At 38.1% G+C, this 14,908-nt stretch carries 14 protein-coding genes and 2 pseudogenes; 5 read left to right on the top strand and 11 right to left on the bottom strand.

Annotation, left to right across the window (positions count from 1 at the left end; translation table 11 throughout):
• Positions 1-77 precede the first annotated feature (77 nt).
• Positions 78-1,232: an MFS transporter gene (locus tag FLK20_RS10655; protein ID WP_152656551.1), complete on the bottom strand. Its 1,155-nt coding sequence runs from the start codon at positions 1,230-1,232 to the stop codon at positions 78-80.
• Between the two features lie 472 nt (positions 1,233-1,704).
• On the opposite strand from FLK20_RS10655, the gene FLK20_RS10650 reads away from it, so the two are divergent.
• Both FLK20_RS10650 and FLK20_RS10645 read left to right on the top strand, forming a co-directional pair.
• Complete coding sequence (locus FLK20_RS10650) at positions 1,705-2,061, top strand: winged helix-turn-helix transcriptional regulator (protein WP_152656550.1); 357 nt, start codon at positions 1,705-1,707, stop codon at positions 2,059-2,061.
• 30 nt (positions 2,062-2,091) lie between these two features.
• Positions 2,092-2,437: pseudogene (locus FLK20_RS10645) on the top strand (winged helix-turn-helix transcriptional regulator).
• 79 nt (positions 2,438-2,516) lie between these two features.
• Here the strand turns inward: FLK20_RS10645 and FLK20_RS10640 are convergent.
• Positions 2,517-2,933 carry an Lrp/AsnC family transcriptional regulator gene (locus FLK20_RS10640; protein WP_152656549.1) on the bottom strand — a complete coding sequence of 139 codons (417 nt, stop codon included), beginning with the start codon at positions 2,931-2,933 and terminating at the stop codon, positions 2,517-2,519.
• Positions 2,934-3,048: 115 nt separating this feature from the next.
• Here FLK20_RS10640 and FLK20_RS10635 point away from each other — a divergent pair, with 115 nt between their 5' ends.
• Complete coding sequence (locus tag FLK20_RS10635; protein ID WP_152656548.1) at positions 3,049-4,101, top strand: oxidoreductase; 1,053 nt, start codon at positions 3,049-3,051, stop codon at positions 4,099-4,101.
• Between the two features lie 790 nt (positions 4,102-4,891).
• Here the strand turns inward: FLK20_RS10635 and FLK20_RS10630 are convergent.
• From FLK20_RS10630 to FLK20_RS10600, 7 genes are all read right to left on the bottom strand, one after another.
• Positions 4,892-5,170: a glutaredoxin family protein gene (locus FLK20_RS10630; protein WP_152656547.1), complete on the bottom strand. Its 279-nt coding sequence runs from the start codon at positions 5,168-5,170 to the stop codon at positions 4,892-4,894.
• A 38-nt stretch (positions 5,171-5,208) separates the two neighbouring features.
• Complete coding sequence (locus FLK20_RS10625) at positions 5,209-6,066, bottom strand: hypothetical protein (RefSeq protein ID WP_227994992.1); 858 nt, start codon at positions 6,064-6,066, stop codon at positions 5,209-5,211.
• A gap of 1 nt (position 6,067) precedes the next feature.
• A complete protein-coding gene (locus FLK20_RS10620) occupies positions 6,068-8,494 on the bottom strand; it encodes a heavy metal translocating P-type ATPase (RefSeq protein WP_152656546.1) in 2,427 nt (808 codons plus the stop codon).
• Between the two features lie 87 nt (positions 8,495-8,581).
• Entirely contained in the window at positions 8,582-8,788 is a 207-nt protein-coding gene (gene copZ / locus FLK20_RS10615; RefSeq protein ID WP_152656545.1) for a copper chaperone CopZ, read from the bottom strand.
• Between the two features lie 74 nt (positions 8,789-8,862).
• Positions 8,863-9,210: a metal-sensing transcriptional repressor gene (locus FLK20_RS10610; protein WP_227994991.1), complete on the bottom strand. Its 348-nt coding sequence runs from the start codon at positions 9,208-9,210 to the stop codon at positions 8,863-8,865.
• A 604-nt stretch (positions 9,211-9,814) separates the two neighbouring features.
• Positions 9,815-10,117 (bottom strand): SRPBCC domain-containing protein, encoded by a 303-nt coding sequence (locus FLK20_RS10605; protein WP_194165599.1) that lies wholly within the window; start codon positions 10,115-10,117, stop codon positions 9,815-9,817.
• A gap of 156 nt (positions 10,118-10,273) precedes the next feature.
• Positions 10,274-11,152: a LysR family transcriptional regulator gene (locus tag FLK20_RS10600; RefSeq protein WP_152656543.1), complete on the bottom strand. Its 879-nt coding sequence runs from the start codon at positions 11,150-11,152 to the stop codon at positions 10,274-10,276.
• Between the two features lie 136 nt (positions 11,153-11,288).
• On the opposite strand from FLK20_RS10600, the gene FLK20_RS10595 reads away from it, so the two are divergent.
• Positions 11,289-12,497, top strand: coding sequence for a trans-sulfuration enzyme family protein (locus FLK20_RS10595; protein WP_227994990.1), 1,209 nt, complete (start codon positions 11,289-11,291; stop codon positions 12,495-12,497).
• 53 nt (positions 12,498-12,550) lie between these two features.
• Positions 12,551-13,243: pseudogene (locus tag FLK20_RS10590) on the top strand (aspartate/glutamate racemase family protein).
• 100 nt (positions 13,244-13,343) lie between these two features.
• Here FLK20_RS10590 and FLK20_RS10585 read toward each other — a convergent pair.
• Positions 13,344-14,537: a chromate transporter gene (locus tag FLK20_RS10585; protein ID WP_152656542.1), complete on the bottom strand. Its 1,194-nt coding sequence runs from the start codon at positions 14,535-14,537 to the stop codon at positions 13,344-13,346.
• An 18-nt stretch (positions 14,538-14,555) separates the two neighbouring features.
• Entirely contained in the window at positions 14,556-14,864 is a 309-nt protein-coding gene (locus FLK20_RS10580) for a PadR family transcriptional regulator (RefSeq protein WP_152656541.1), read from the bottom strand.
• Positions 14,865-14,908 lie beyond the last annotated feature (44 nt).

Raw genomic sequence — 14,908 nt, 5'->3', positions numbered from 1 at the left:
TATTCCATTTGCTGATAAAATCTATTTAATTATCACTTAAAAAAGCAAATAATATTTTATGGAAGGTTCTATTCTCCTTATGAAACATCAGCAGAAGGAATTTTCCCACGAATAAACGGCAGCAAGGAGATTAAACCGAGAATGGCTAATATAGCCCCCACCCATAACGGAGAGCTGAGTCCATACCCAGTATCAATCGTTAATCCCCCTACAGCGGAACCTATCAAAAGCCCCAGATTAATAGCGGAATTATGGACGGTAGCTATGAGTGTTCCCGTACCGGCAGCTCTGGTAACACGTGTCGCCATTGCAGGATTCAGTGTTACGCCTACTAAACCAATTACTATGACAGCAGCGACGGAGATCACCGGAATTTCTACAAAGAGACCAAAGATAACTAAGGCAACGGTTAGGATAACCAAGCCAATTGTTAGTGTAGACAACATATAAGCGTCTGCTAATCTGCCGACAATGATATTTCCAATAATCGTGGCAACTCCATAGATGGCAAGAATAAATGGTACTATTTTCGGATCAAACCCTGTCAGATCGCTAAGGATAGGCGTAAAATAACTAAAAGCGGCAAATGTAGCGCCTATAATAAGCAAACTCGTACCATAGGCAGACCATAAACTATACTTCTTAAATGATTCAAGCTCTTTCTTAAGGCTAATTTGTCCTTGAGAAGCTAAGGTTGGAATAAAATATTGCATGAGTATCGTCGCTATAAATACCAGCACAACAACTGCCCAAAAGCTGGAACGCCATCCCAAATATTGATCAAACAGCATAGCAAATGGTACACCAGCAGCCGTCGCAACCATTAAACCTCCTAAAACAATCGAAGCAGCTCTTCCTCGCGCTTGAGGTGAAACAAGCTGAAATGCAATCGACATAGAAACACCAAAAGTAGCCGCAGAGGCAATACCAGTAATGATTCGTGCTACCATCATCACTCCATAGTCAGGAGCAATTGCACCAATCGTTTGTCCGATAAGAAAGATAATAGTAACGGTCAGCAGTGCTTTTTTTCGTGGCATTTTCGATAATCCAATCGTTAAGAAAGGACCGCCTATAATCATTCCCAACGCATAGGCGGAAATCAGATAACCAATAGCAGAATACGATACTCCGAAATCCGCAGAGAGAGAGGGCAGCATTCCCGCTACCATAAACTCTGATGTCGTTTGTGAAAAAATAAGAATTCCTAATATATATACCGCAAATGGCATGTAATCAACTCCAATTTCAAATATTTCTTTACTAAAAAGGGCAGCATATATAAAAGCAAATGAATAAAACACCCTTTATCCAATAAATCTATTGTTGCCTCCATCACCTGTCTCTCTTTAAAGTCACGAGGTCCGCTGCTTTTTTACTCCTTTCCTGTCAAGCATCGTAAATACAGTTACTTTAAAGTGACTGTAAACAATAAATTTAGTGCGTTATAAATGTATAACAATTATGCCGGGCAAAATTCAGATTGAAAAGTAGACATCTTTTTCATACTTAGTATGGTAAAAGGGACAAATAAAGCCCCGTCTGGTGTACAGCATTTTTATTTTTTCATCCAATTATCCATATTTGTAAAATCAGGATTCTTTATGGCAATTTTATTACTTTTCTTCCTTCTCTCTGGTATGATTAATGTACTTAGTATGAAATAGTGACTATTAGCTTTGACTTTAAAGGAGGAAGGTTCTTTTGGATGATTTATCAAAATACGGAATAGTTTCTGCACTCCGGGCAATTGGCGGTAAATGGAAGCCGCATATATTATTTATCCTTTTAGAAATGGGGACAAAACGTTTCGGCGAATTAAGGCGTTTAATACCTGAAATAACGCAGGGTGTACTAACGCAACAACTTAGAGAATTAGAAAAAGATGGCCTGGTCACACGTGTCGTTTATCAGGAAATTCCACCAAGAGTAGAATATTCCTTATCAACACATGGAAAATCATTGGAGCATGTCTTAAGAGAGATGTGTGCATGGGGTTTTACGCATGAGGAATTTTTAGAAAAAAAACCATTAGAAGAATACAGTAAATCATCAAAATAATTGAGGGAGAGAACTTGCATGCATAGTGAATTGGACAAAACCTGTGTTCCAAACGGAGTTGTCTTAAAAGACACCGGATTTGGGTACACGCTATCTGTCATCGGGGGGAAATATAAAATAATTATTCTCTTATTGGCTGTCTGAAAATGAGGTCATGCGATTTAATGAATTAAAGCGTAATATAGCATCAATCTCCTATAAAACACTAAGTGTCATGTTAAAAGAAATGGAAGCAGATGGTATTGTCATACGAAAAGAATATCCGCAAATTCCTCCAAAAGTGGAATATTCATTGACGGATCGCGGCAGGTCTCTTCTTCCTATTTTAAATATGATGTGTGACTGGGGAGAAATGAATCAAAACGCTGGAGTGTGAAAACGAAGGCTCACATAATCAAACCTGGCAGCGTCATTTTAAATGATTCCACCAGGTTTGTTTCGTATGCGTTATTATTTTAATCGTTACCAACCTGATGATTTCCCAGAACAGATAGTATATTGGAAAAAGCAAAGTTCGTTGTATCTTTAGAAATCTGTTCAAGCTCTTCCATCTTTGTACAGACAACCTCTGCCATATAATTATACTCTCCGCTAATCCTCCATAAGTCGATAATATTATTATTCTCTTTACAATAATTCATTAACCTTTCACAGCTTTTTGTTTTGAATAAAACAAAACCATGAATTCCTTTATTGAGTTCTTTATGATCCACCTCTACCGTATAGCGCTTGATAACATAATCCTCTAATCTTTCTATCCTCGTTTTCACAGCTGGAGATGACATGTTTATTTGTTTACCGATCTCCGTATACGAAAGCCGCGCATTGCTTTTTAATAAATCTAATATTTGATGATCGATATGATCTAACATTCCTTTCCCCGCCTTCCAATGACTTTAAATTTTAAAGTTTTTCATAGTATATATCTTAAAAATCCCATTGTAAACAATTCGGCATCACATTAAAATTTGATATGAGGTGATAAATATGACACGTTCCATTTTCTCCGATTACAGAATTGGGAACTTACCATTAGACAATAGGATTGTGATGGCGCCAATGACAAGAGGCTTTGCTGATAATGAAACCGGTGAAGTGAATTACCTGATTGCTGATTATTATGGAAAGAGAGCGAGATATGGTGCAGGCTTAATCATTACAGAAGGCATTGCCATCAATGAATTGGCTAAGGGAACCTATGGAATTCCGGGAATATACACCCATCGTCAGACGTTAAGCTGGCAAAAAGTCACCAGAGAAGTCCATCAATATAAAACGAAAATCTTCGCCCAGCTCTGGCATGTAGGCAGAGTAAGTCACCAGGAAATTTTAAACGGGCAGACTCCTGTTGCTCCGTCTCCTATCGGTGCCAGCGGACATGTGCATAGATTGAGGAAACCTTTCCAAGCTCCTAGAGCTTTAAAAAATACGGAAATTTATCAAATTATAGATGATTACAGAGATGCAGCAAGAAATGCGATGGAAGCCGGATTTGACGGTGTTGAAATACATGCCGCACATGGATACCTCATTGATCAATTTATCAGTGAGAAAACGAATAACCGTCAAGATGAGTTTGGAGGTTCTTTACAAAATAGACTGCGATTTTTAGATTTAATTATTAAAGAAGTAAAGAAGGTTGTACCTAAAAATAAAATCAGCATTCGAGTTTCTGAAAAGAAAGATGATGATAAGGGTTATGTATGGAAGTATCCTGAAGAAATGGTATGCGCTATAACAGAGATTCTTTCTAAGCATCAATTAAAAATTGTCCATCCATCTGTAGAAAACTATGGTGATACGCTTCAAAATGATCAAAGATCACTTCATGAATTATTTAGACAATACTGGGATGAGACGCTTATCGCTGTTGGAAATATTGCACCTAACAAAGGGGCAGTCATTGTTGGAGATAATCAGGCGGACTTAGTAGCATTTGGACAATTATTTATAGCCAATCCGGACCTAGTCATTCGTCTGAAAGCGAATCAGGAGATTTTTCCGTATCAGACAAAAGATCAGCTTAAATGTTTAATTTAGTTTTATATAAGCCGTATATCAAGTGAAAAAAGCACTCATTTATCTAATTTCCAGTTAGAATGAGTGCTTTGAAATAACTGTACTTAATGAAGCCGCAAAAATCTATTTAAATAGAAATCAATATCTTTCGAGGTATCAATGAATAAATTGTGACCTGCATCATTTAAAATTGCAACTTCCAAATTATTCGAGTCATCCAGCAGTCTTAATTGATCTGGCAGCAGGAATGCCAATCAGTTAAATAGCAAAAATCACAAAATTGAGCAAAGAGGAGATTGAAAAACTTACTAAGAAAGAAGGAATTAACCCTTTGCCGAAAAAATATATACAAGCAACGCAAAATGAGCCAGCCAAGTTTGAGATCTAAAAAGAAATAAAAACTTCTGAGCTTTCCTATAGCAAAAAAATCGAAAAAATCTGTGGGATAAGTGTGGATCTGACTTGGCTTCAAAAAGAGGAATCGATTTTACAGTTATGAAGATGATATAAAGGAGACTTCATTCAATGTTTTTTCGACGCACGACGCTTTTAGGCGGGGCGAGTAATCGCCCCACCAGGACGTCGCAACCTTAGTTTCCCCTCACTGAATGGTAACGCTACAAGTGCATGACCTAAAGGTATGACCAAAAAACGACCTCCCTAAAGATCCTTGAACCACCGATCGTTACTAACTGCCCGACTTCCACTTAGGATTTTCGATTTTCCTCTATTCTTGAAGTGGGAATCTTACAACTGATTGCGCTGTGACTAAATATTCATCAAATCTCTTTATGGAATCTGTTTATTTCTATTAGCTGACTTCTAACAGCTTTTTAATTTCTTCTTTATTTTGCTCAAATCCAGTCATACTTTTAGCTTTTTTCCTTAAACCCAGCATAGAAGATTGTGAAAAAACAATGCCGGGAACGATTCTGTTTCCTGTTATCTTTTTCAACTCTTTCTCTTTTTCAGGCTGCTTTGCTAAGTCATATTGTTTATGCGGGATTTGGTGTTCTTCCAAGAATTTTTTCAAGTCCTGGCAATCGGAGCAAGTTGATCTAGTATAGATTTCTAAATCATATTTAGCCATCTGTTATCACTACCTCCTTTTAATGATCATGCCTTCACTTATTCAGCTACTTCTATAATAAACGGATAGGTGTGCACCTCATCACCAAACTTAAATTCAGCCCAGATTTTGTACATGCCCGGCTTTGGAAAGTGAGCATGAAAGCTGGTTGTATCTTCTGAATCCGGATGAACATGAATATACTGTTCAGCTCCTTCATCAACAATTACGACATGACCTAAAGCTCCCAGGTGATGTTCAGGCTTTTCTCCATGCATGTCAAAGACTAAAGAAACTTCTTCACCAGCTGTTGCTTCAACATCTTCTAAAGTGACTGTTTTCCCATCCATTTCCTTCGTCCAATTATCTTCCTTTTCCAAGCTCGTTTTATTTGTCTCACTTGTTCCAACTTGTACTGTATTAGGTGCAGGTTGATATGCTTTTCCTTCCGGCGCAATATCAACGAAAGCTTGATAGGTACCAGCATTTAAAGGTTGATTAATCGTATAGAGACCCTCTTGTTCCTTTTCAGGATGTAAATGATAATACTCCTCTAAATCATTAGAGACCATAATAAAATGCATTTCTTTCTCATGTTCGACTGCCAGTTCAGGCGCTGCACCTTCATGACCTTCCAATTCAATTGAAATTTTTTCATCATTATATGTTACATTTGTTTTTACTTCGGATTCCTCTTGATGATTATGATGATCATGCTTACTATGATCCATATCTTCTGCCTCCTTTTGATTATCTTCTTTATCATGATCTTCATGATTCTGAGCTTCTTCGCCAGAGTGCTCATCGTGCTCCATTTCCCCACTCGCCAGCGGGTTTTGTCCTGTAACTACACTGAACACTGCAAAAACTGCTACTACATAGATAATCCCTAAGGAAACCCATTTCTTAATGGACATATTATTGGCCTCCTTTTAACTTCAAGCGTTGTAATCGTAAAGCGTTTAATACAACAGATACAGAACTGAATGCCATTGCTGCTCCGGCAACCCATGGCGCTAATAAACCAATTGCAGCGATTGGAATGGAAGCCGAATTATAGAAGAATGCAAAGAACAGATTCTGCTTGATATTACGCATTGTTTTCTCACTAATTTGTACACTATCTGCCACACTATTTAAATCTCCACGCATAAGTGTAATATCCGCTGCTTCAATCGCTACATCTGTTCCTGTACCAATCGCCATACCGATATCTGCAACGGCTAATGCTGGTGCGTCATTTACACCGTCACCCACCATCGCAACTTTTTTGCCTTCTAATTGAAGATTTTTTATTTCATCTGCTTTTTGTTCCGGAACAACTTCTGCAATGACACGGTCGATTCCTACCTGTTTTCCGATTGCATCAGCAGTCCGCTGATTATCCCCAGTCAGCATAATGACTTCCAACCCTTGCTCATGCATCCTCTGAATAGCAGCTTTGGAAGTCTCTTTTACTGTATCTGCCACCGCAATAACACCAGCCAATTGATTTTCCAAACCAATTAACATGGCTGTTTTCCCATCGGATTCAAGCTTTGCCATATTGTCTTCTACAGAAGAGACATCAATATTTTCTCGTTTCATCAGTTTCCTTGTACCGACAAAAATCATTTTTCCATCTACAGACGCTTGGATACCATAGCCTGGTATTGCCTCAAAAGAATCTGTTTCTTTCAGTTCAACACCTTTTGCTTTGGCACCTTTTACAATCGCTTCAGCAAGCGGGTGTTCAGAATTATTTTCTGCAGAAGCCACCAGAGTAAGCACTTCTTCTTCAGAAAAACCATGCTCTGGAAGAACGTCTGTTAATTCTGGCTCCCCTTTCGTTACTGTTCCTGTTTTGTCTAAAACGATTGTGTTCAGATTACGTGTATTTTCTAAATACTCTCCGCCTTTAAACAAGACTCCCAGCTCTGCTGCTCTCCCTGATCCAGCCATCACAGATGTTGGAGTAGCCAAACCAAGCGCACAAGGGCAGGCGATGACCAATACGGTAATCGCAGGAACTAAAGCAGAGCGTAAATCTCCAGGTGCCACGAAGAAATACCATACAAGAGAAGTCACAATCGCAATTCCTACAACAATCGGGACAAAAATCCCGGATACACGGTCAGCTACGCGCTGAATATCGGCTTTACTTCCTTGTGCTTCTTCAACCACCTTCACAATTTGAGAAAGAGCGGTATCTTTCCCTACTTTTGTAGCTTCGATAGTTAACAATCCATTTTTATTAATGGTTGAACCAATAGCTGCATCACCCGTCTTTTTATCAACAGGAATACTTTCCCCGGTAATCATTGATTCATCAACCGCTGATTCACCTTTAATAATTTGACCATCTACAGGAATTTTTTCACCAGGACGTACCATGACAGTATCGCCAACAATAACTTCTTCAATTGCAATTTCTTGTTCCTCGCCATTTCTGATCACGCGAGCGGTTTTCGCCTGCATGCCAAGCAATTTTTGTATCGCCTGACCTGTTCTTCCTTTGGCACGAACTTCAAATAATTTTCCAAGAAGAATCAAAGTGATAATGACTGCCGCTGCTTCGAAATAAAGCTCTGGCATGCCCACTTGACCTTGTACTTGCCACTCAACACCTAAGAAAATACTGTAGAAGAAAGCAACAGATGTACCTAATGCGACGAGAACGTCCATATTAGCACTGCCATTTTTCAAGGCTTTATAAGCAGATTTATAAAATTGTGCACCGACGATAAATTGGACAGGTGCCGCTAATGCTAATTGTACCCAAGGATTCATTAACATATCCGGAGAATAAATAAACGACGTAAACTCAAAATGTGTCACCATCGTCCATAATAAAGGAAGTGTCAGAATGGCGGAAAAGATAAATTTCCCTGTCTGATGCCGTATTTCTTCCTCTTTATTATTTGCTGTTTCTTCTTTCGATGCCTGGACTTTTAAGCTGTAGCCTAATTTTTTTACTACTTCCATCATATCGTTGACAGTAACCTGACCCTGATCATAATCTACTGCCACGTTTTCTAAAGCAAAGTTAACAGAAGCATTAGAGACGCCTTCCATTTTATTTAAACGTTTTTCAATTTTATTGGCACATGCAGCACAGGTCATGCCCGAAATATCGAATGTCTGTTTATCGTGTGCAACATGATAGCCTAATTTCTCAATTTTATCTTCAAAATCCTGTACACTTGTTTTTTCAGGATCATAAACAACCTTTGTTTTTTCTATTGCAAAGTTGACATTTGCATTCTCCACACCATCTATCTTATTCAGGCCTTTTTCAATTCTATTGGCACATGCAGCACAAGTCATACCTTGAATTTGTAAGTTTACTTCCTTTTGTGCACCCATTATTCTCACCTCTCAATATACCTTATAGGGGTATTGTATTTTCAAAAAGGGGATCGTGCTGGAGCAGCACGATCATTTCTCCTTTATTTAGGCAACATCATAACCTTGTTCTTCTATTACTTCTGTAATTTCTTTTACATTCACCTTTTCTGAATTGAAGGTTACATCTACTTTTCCATCTTCTAAATGCACTTTGACAGATTCAACTCCGTCCAATTCACCTACATTGCCTTCAATTGAATTAACGCAATGGCCACAAGACATTCCTTGTACATTAAGTGTTATATTTTCCATGTAAATTACCTCCTAATTTTTAATTCATTTCAATATTACCATACCCTGGGTAGGTATTGTCAAGTGAAAGTTTTTTATTTCATTATTTTTGAAATGGTTGTCATAAATTCTTCCACGATTTCTGGATCTTTATTCTCTAACCTTTCAATTACACAGGTATTTATATGACTTTCCAGAAGCAGCCTTGAAACAGAATGCAACGCAGATTGTACAGCCGACATTTGCGTTAAAATATCATCACAATATACATTTCGGTCAATCATTCGTTTAACGCCCTTGACCTGTCCTTCAATCCGGCTCATGCGATTCATTAAATTTCGTTGAAGTTCATCCGACATATGTGTGCTGGACTCTTCTTTTTCTTCCACACAACACATTTTCTTCTGATCTATTGGATTCATTTGTTCAGCTGTCTTCCCCATATCTATTCTCCTCTCTTATTTGAAGGATTATTTAAACTAATTTATTTCTAAACTCATCATACTATACCCCTATAAGGTATGTCAAATGAATTTTATTATTTGCCTAAATAGCAAAAAACAGGTTTCGTTTTGTATACCATCAGATAGTATATAAAATAATGTATTATATTCATTTATATTAAAAAGACCTAAATTCAAAAGCTGAAAAATTCTACTTTTAAGTAGAACTTTTCAGCTTTTATATTTATTATTGGATTATTTTTTGACTGGTTATTCCTTTAAAATATTCCGTTCTTCGATGAGGTAATAATATCCTGCAGCGGTATCGTTTAATGCTCTAACACCTTAACTATCTCCTAAGCATAGGGTAATTCCTTCCCTGCAAGAAAAGCTTTCAAATTCTCCAGAGACTCATCCAAACCTTCCATATTTACGGTAACTTGTGTTCCATCAGGTTGGGATATTAATTCGAACGCAAGCAGAAATTCATCATCCTCAGAATAAAGTGAAACTTTATTCAGTGGGGGTTTTCTTTGCATCCCCCACTGAATATTAGTTGAACGAATCGGGCCGTTACTGGCTGTTGATCTCCCACTTAGAATTTTCAAGTTCCCTCAATTCTTGAAGTGGGAGTCTTCCAGCCAGTTACACTGCGATAAAGTGAAAAGACTCTATTCGTCTTCATTTCTTTTATTACAAAGTTCATTGGAATGCTTTCTCCCTCTTGAAGATGATTATAAGCACTTGGCATAAGTGTAAAATTTACCTGCTTTCCAACTTCAAGATCAGGAATTGACCACTTCGAACCTGGAGCATACCACTCTGAAAATTTTTCATCATTTGTAATAGCATTCCAAACAGTTTCAGCACTTGCGGGAATAAGTATGGAACTTTTACTATGATTCATCTGTTTATACAACCTTTCCATTTGATTTAGTATAAATATATCATATATGAACCGTACAGATTTCTTCTCTATTGCTCGATCTATTCTGAAGATTTGATTGTTAAATAATAACAACGCATCCTCTTAATAAAATTATTTTCTATCATATTTTCATTTCTAAACATACTTCCTCTCAATCCACCCCTGCACAGTTTCCATAAATGCTCTGGTCGCAGGTGCTGCTTTTTCCAAGGATTGAACAGCCATTCCAATTGTCCGGTAATATTCCTTTTCCAAGTTTCTAATTCGAATATCTTCTGGCAGCCTGTACAAAATTAATTCGGGAAGTATACTAATTCCCAAATTGTTTTGAACCATCGCAATGATAGCCTGATCTTCTTCCATTTCATAATCTATGCTCGGTGTGATATTGTTTTCTTTTAAAATATCCCTCACGTCTTTATCGATATTTGTTTTAGGCATAATTAATTGTGCTTCTTTTAATTGTTCGAACGTAATGGCCTTTTGATTGCTGAGCGGATGCTGATTGGACATGACGCATAAAATCCGGTCTCTTTTCAATGGAACAGCATCGAATACATTTTCTGCCGGTAAGGAAAGAAAACCAAAATCAACGGTTCCATTTAAAATCCATCTATTTATATCATCATAATCTCCTTCTAATAGCTTTACTTCTATATGAGGATAGTGCTGTTTAAATTCTTTAATTATTTTAGGGAGCCAATTTATGGAGACACTCGGAAATGTTCCAATTCGGACAATTCCTGTTTTAACCCCTTCAATTTCTGCTGCCTCTTGCATCATCTGTTCATAGGAGTTCAAAATCTGATGAATATGAAGCAACATTTTTTCTCCATTATTCGTTAGCCTTACTCCTGATCGCCCTCTTGTTAAAAGTGTAAAGCCAAATTCAGACTCCAGACTTGAAATTGCATGGCTGACGGCTGATTGTGTAAGGCCAAGCTCATTAGCTGCTTTAAAAAAACCACCAGTTTCAACAATTGAACGAAAAATTTCATATCTTGCAAGCGTCAAATTAAAGTCTCCTTTATATTATTTTTGTTCATGTATTATATCATAAATATTCATTTGATTAATATTTACAGGATATTTATAATGAAGCCAGCTTAAGATTATTTCCGTATTTACAGTTTTAGAGGAGGAGTTTTTCTTGAAAAATAATTGGGACATTGATACCGCTTTAATCCATCATAGTAAACAGGGTGCAACACATTCAGGACCTGTAGCAGAACCTCTTATTCCAGCAGTAGCATATGCTTTTCCTGATACAGATACGGCCGCGGCTGTAGTATCCGGCCAAAAAGAAGGGGTTTATTACGGCCGTTACGGCAACCCAACCCTTTCCGTATTAGAAGAGAAAATTGCTTCTTTAGAAGGTGGAGAGGCTGCACTTGGAGTCAGTTCCGGAATGGCAGCTATCTCTATTGCTCTCCTGGCTTTCTTAAAACACGGAGATCATGTAGTTGTAACAAAGGATGTCTATGGAGGAACATATAAATTTTTAACGAATATCGCCGTTCGCTACGGAATCGAATATGACTTTGTTGACTGCACCAATCCTGATCTCATTCACAATCATATAAAAGAAAACACGAAAGCCATTTATATCGAGACACCTTCCAACCCTCATTTAACAATACTCGATATCAAAAGGATTTCTGAAATTTCCAAGCTTTATGGAATTCCGCTTATCATCGATAACACATTCATGTCGCCTTATCTGCAAAATCCGCTTGAATTAGGAGCAGATATCGTTGTACACAGCGCAACCAAATACTTAAATGGACACGGTGATTCGATTGCTGGTTTTATTGTAGGCAAATCTGATGACATAACTTTTATGAGAAACAGCATGATGGGCGATCTTGGTCAGGTATTAAGCGCCTGGGATGCTTTTTTAATCCTAAGAGGCTTAAAAACATTAGGTGTCCGGATGGAGCGCCACTGTAAGAATGCACTGGAAATCGCAGTATTTCTGGAGAATCATCCGCAAGTAGAAAAGGTCTATTACCCCGGGTTGCCGTCTCATCCTCAGCACGAGCTTGCTAAAGAGCAAATGGAAGGCATGGGAGGAATGGTATCTTTTGAATTAAAAGGCGGAAAAGAAGCAGGAAAAAGGTTTATTGATTCACTGAATCTGATTATTATCTCTTTTAGCCTGGGAGACCCCGAAACTCTGGTACAGCATCCCGCTTCTATGACACATTTTTCTATCCCAACGGAGGAAAGAGAAAAATTCGGGATTACCGATGGATTAATCCGGCTTTCATTAGGTTTAGAAGATGCAAAGGATTTAATCAATGATTTGGAGCAGGCTTTAATAGTCCGTCCGAACATGGACATAGAATTGAATGTTTAATAATGAGATAATTAGAGAAGGAAGTAAAAATAACAGACAGCGGAGGAATGCTTATGAAGACAATTGGCCTGATAGGTGGAATGAGTTGGGAATCTTCAGCTGAATATTATCAAATTATCAATGAAGAGGTTAAAAACTGATTAGGCGGACTACACTCCGCTAAATGTCTTTTATACAGCGTTGATTTTGAAGAAATGGAACGATTTCAAGCCGCGGGTAGATGGGATGAAGCAGGGAAACGATTAGGAAATGCAGCTTACTCATTAGAAAAAGCAGGGGCAGATTTTATCGTTATTTGTACGAACACCATGCATAAAGTAGTGAAGGATATAGAAGCAAGAATTAATATTCCTGTCCTTCATATTGCAGATGCAACTGCCAGTCAAATAAAAAAGTCTAATCTTCGTACGGTTGGACTGCTGGGCACCAAATACACAATGGAACAGGACTTTTATAAATTTCGAATAGAATCAAATGGGCTAAATATTTTAATACCGGATCATTCGGAAAGAGAAATGATTCATAAGATTATTTTTGAAGAGCTATGTTTGGGGAATATTCAACAAACATCAAGAGGTTATTATAAGGAAGTTATCAAAGGCTTAATTGATCAAGGGGCTGAAGGAATCATTCTGGGATGTACGGAAATTGGGTTTTTAGTTAAGCAGAATGATTCACAAGTACCTTTATTTGACACTACTGAAATTCATGCAATGGAAGCTGTTCGGGAAGCATTAGAAAATTAAGCAAAATTTCATTATATGCATTTAAGCTATATAATGAAATACATCCATTTATCAACTTAAAGCAGTGGAGTTTTGCTTCATCCACTGCTTAAGTCTCCCTTTATAACATGGATATAAAAGTACCCCCAAGAGCTCCAGCCATAACAATAACCCAAGGCGGCAGCTTCCAATAGACCAGCATACTGAAAAGGACGGCAGCAAAAGCAAAATCAATCGGCTCCAGGATCGCGCTTGTCCAAATAGGATGATAGAAAGCAGAAATTAATATCCCGACTACAGCAGCATTCACACCCATAAGAGCACCTTTCATTTTATGATTTTGTCTGATTTGATTCCAAAAAGGCAATGTGCCTAAAATAAGCAGAAACGCTGGCAGAAAAATAGCTGCAGTTGCTACTAATCCACCCTTCCACCCGCTGATAACGGCACCGATATAGGCCGCAAATGTAAATAATGGTCCGGGTACAGCCTGGGCAGCTCCGTAGCCGGCTAAAAAGGAAGCCTCGTCCATCCATCCTGTCGGGACAAATTCACGCTCCAGCAATGGTAAAACAACATGCCCTCCACCGAAAACAAGCGAACCGGATCGATAAAAGCTGTCAAACAGAGCAACCCAATTCAGCGATGTCATCTCTCTTAAAATAGGAAGAAAAATAAGTAACCCGAAAAATAAAGACAAACATACGATCCCCATCTTTCGGGAAATCGGAAAAATAAATTTCGCATCATCATTTTCAGCATAATTTTTATACACTGCGTAGCCGATCAGGCCTGCTACTAAAATAACACCGACCTGTATAAAGGCTGTTTGCCATAATAACGTTACGACTAAAGCAAACAGTGCAATCGATTTACGCTTTAAATCAGGCGTCAATTTTTGAGCCATTCCTAAAATCGCATGTGCGACGACAACCACCGCGACGATTTTTAACCCCTGAATCCAGCCTAATTCTCCAACAGATGAACCTTGTAAAAACAAAGCAAGTATAATTAATGCAACCACAGAAGGAAGTGTAAAACCGATAAAAGCAAGAATTCCTCCTAACACACCTCCGCGCATAACACCAATACCAATGCCAACCTGGCTGCTGGCAGGTCCCGGTAAAAATTGACACAGTGCTACTAAGTCGCTGTAGCTTTTTTCATCCATCCATTTTCTTTTCCGGACATATTCTTCGTGAAAATATCCAAGATGCGCGATCGGACCGCCAAAGGATGTCAGTCCCAGCCGTGTAGAAATAAGCAGGATTTCTAATAGAAGTTTGAATTTACCCTTTTCTGAAGTATGATGCATTTTGCACGCCCTTTCCTATCAATCTTTTATTTCTTTGAACAGTTCATACGCTTTCTTTCGAGCTTCGTCTAGAATCTCCTGACCTTTTTCGGTAGCGGTGTAATATTTTCTTATTTTCCCGCCTACATTGCGTTCATTCATATGTAAAAGTCCATCCTTTTCCATGGAATGAAGAATCGGATATAGCGTGCCCGGGCTGATCGTGTAGCCGTGCTCTCTCAATTCATCCAGCATCCAGGCACCATAAATTGGATGTTCCATGGCATGATGCAAAATATGAATTTGAATAAATCCTAAAAATAACTTTCTTAATAATTTATCCTCCAATGGATTCATCTCCTGTACTATCAATATCGAAACTTGATATCGGA

The sequence above is a fragment of the Oceanobacillus sp. CFH 90083 genome, assembly GCF_009389585.1.
GTDB lineage: Bacteria > Bacillota > Bacilli > Bacillales > Amphibacillaceae > Oceanobacillus.
This window is presented reverse-complemented; position numbering and strand designations above follow the sequence as displayed.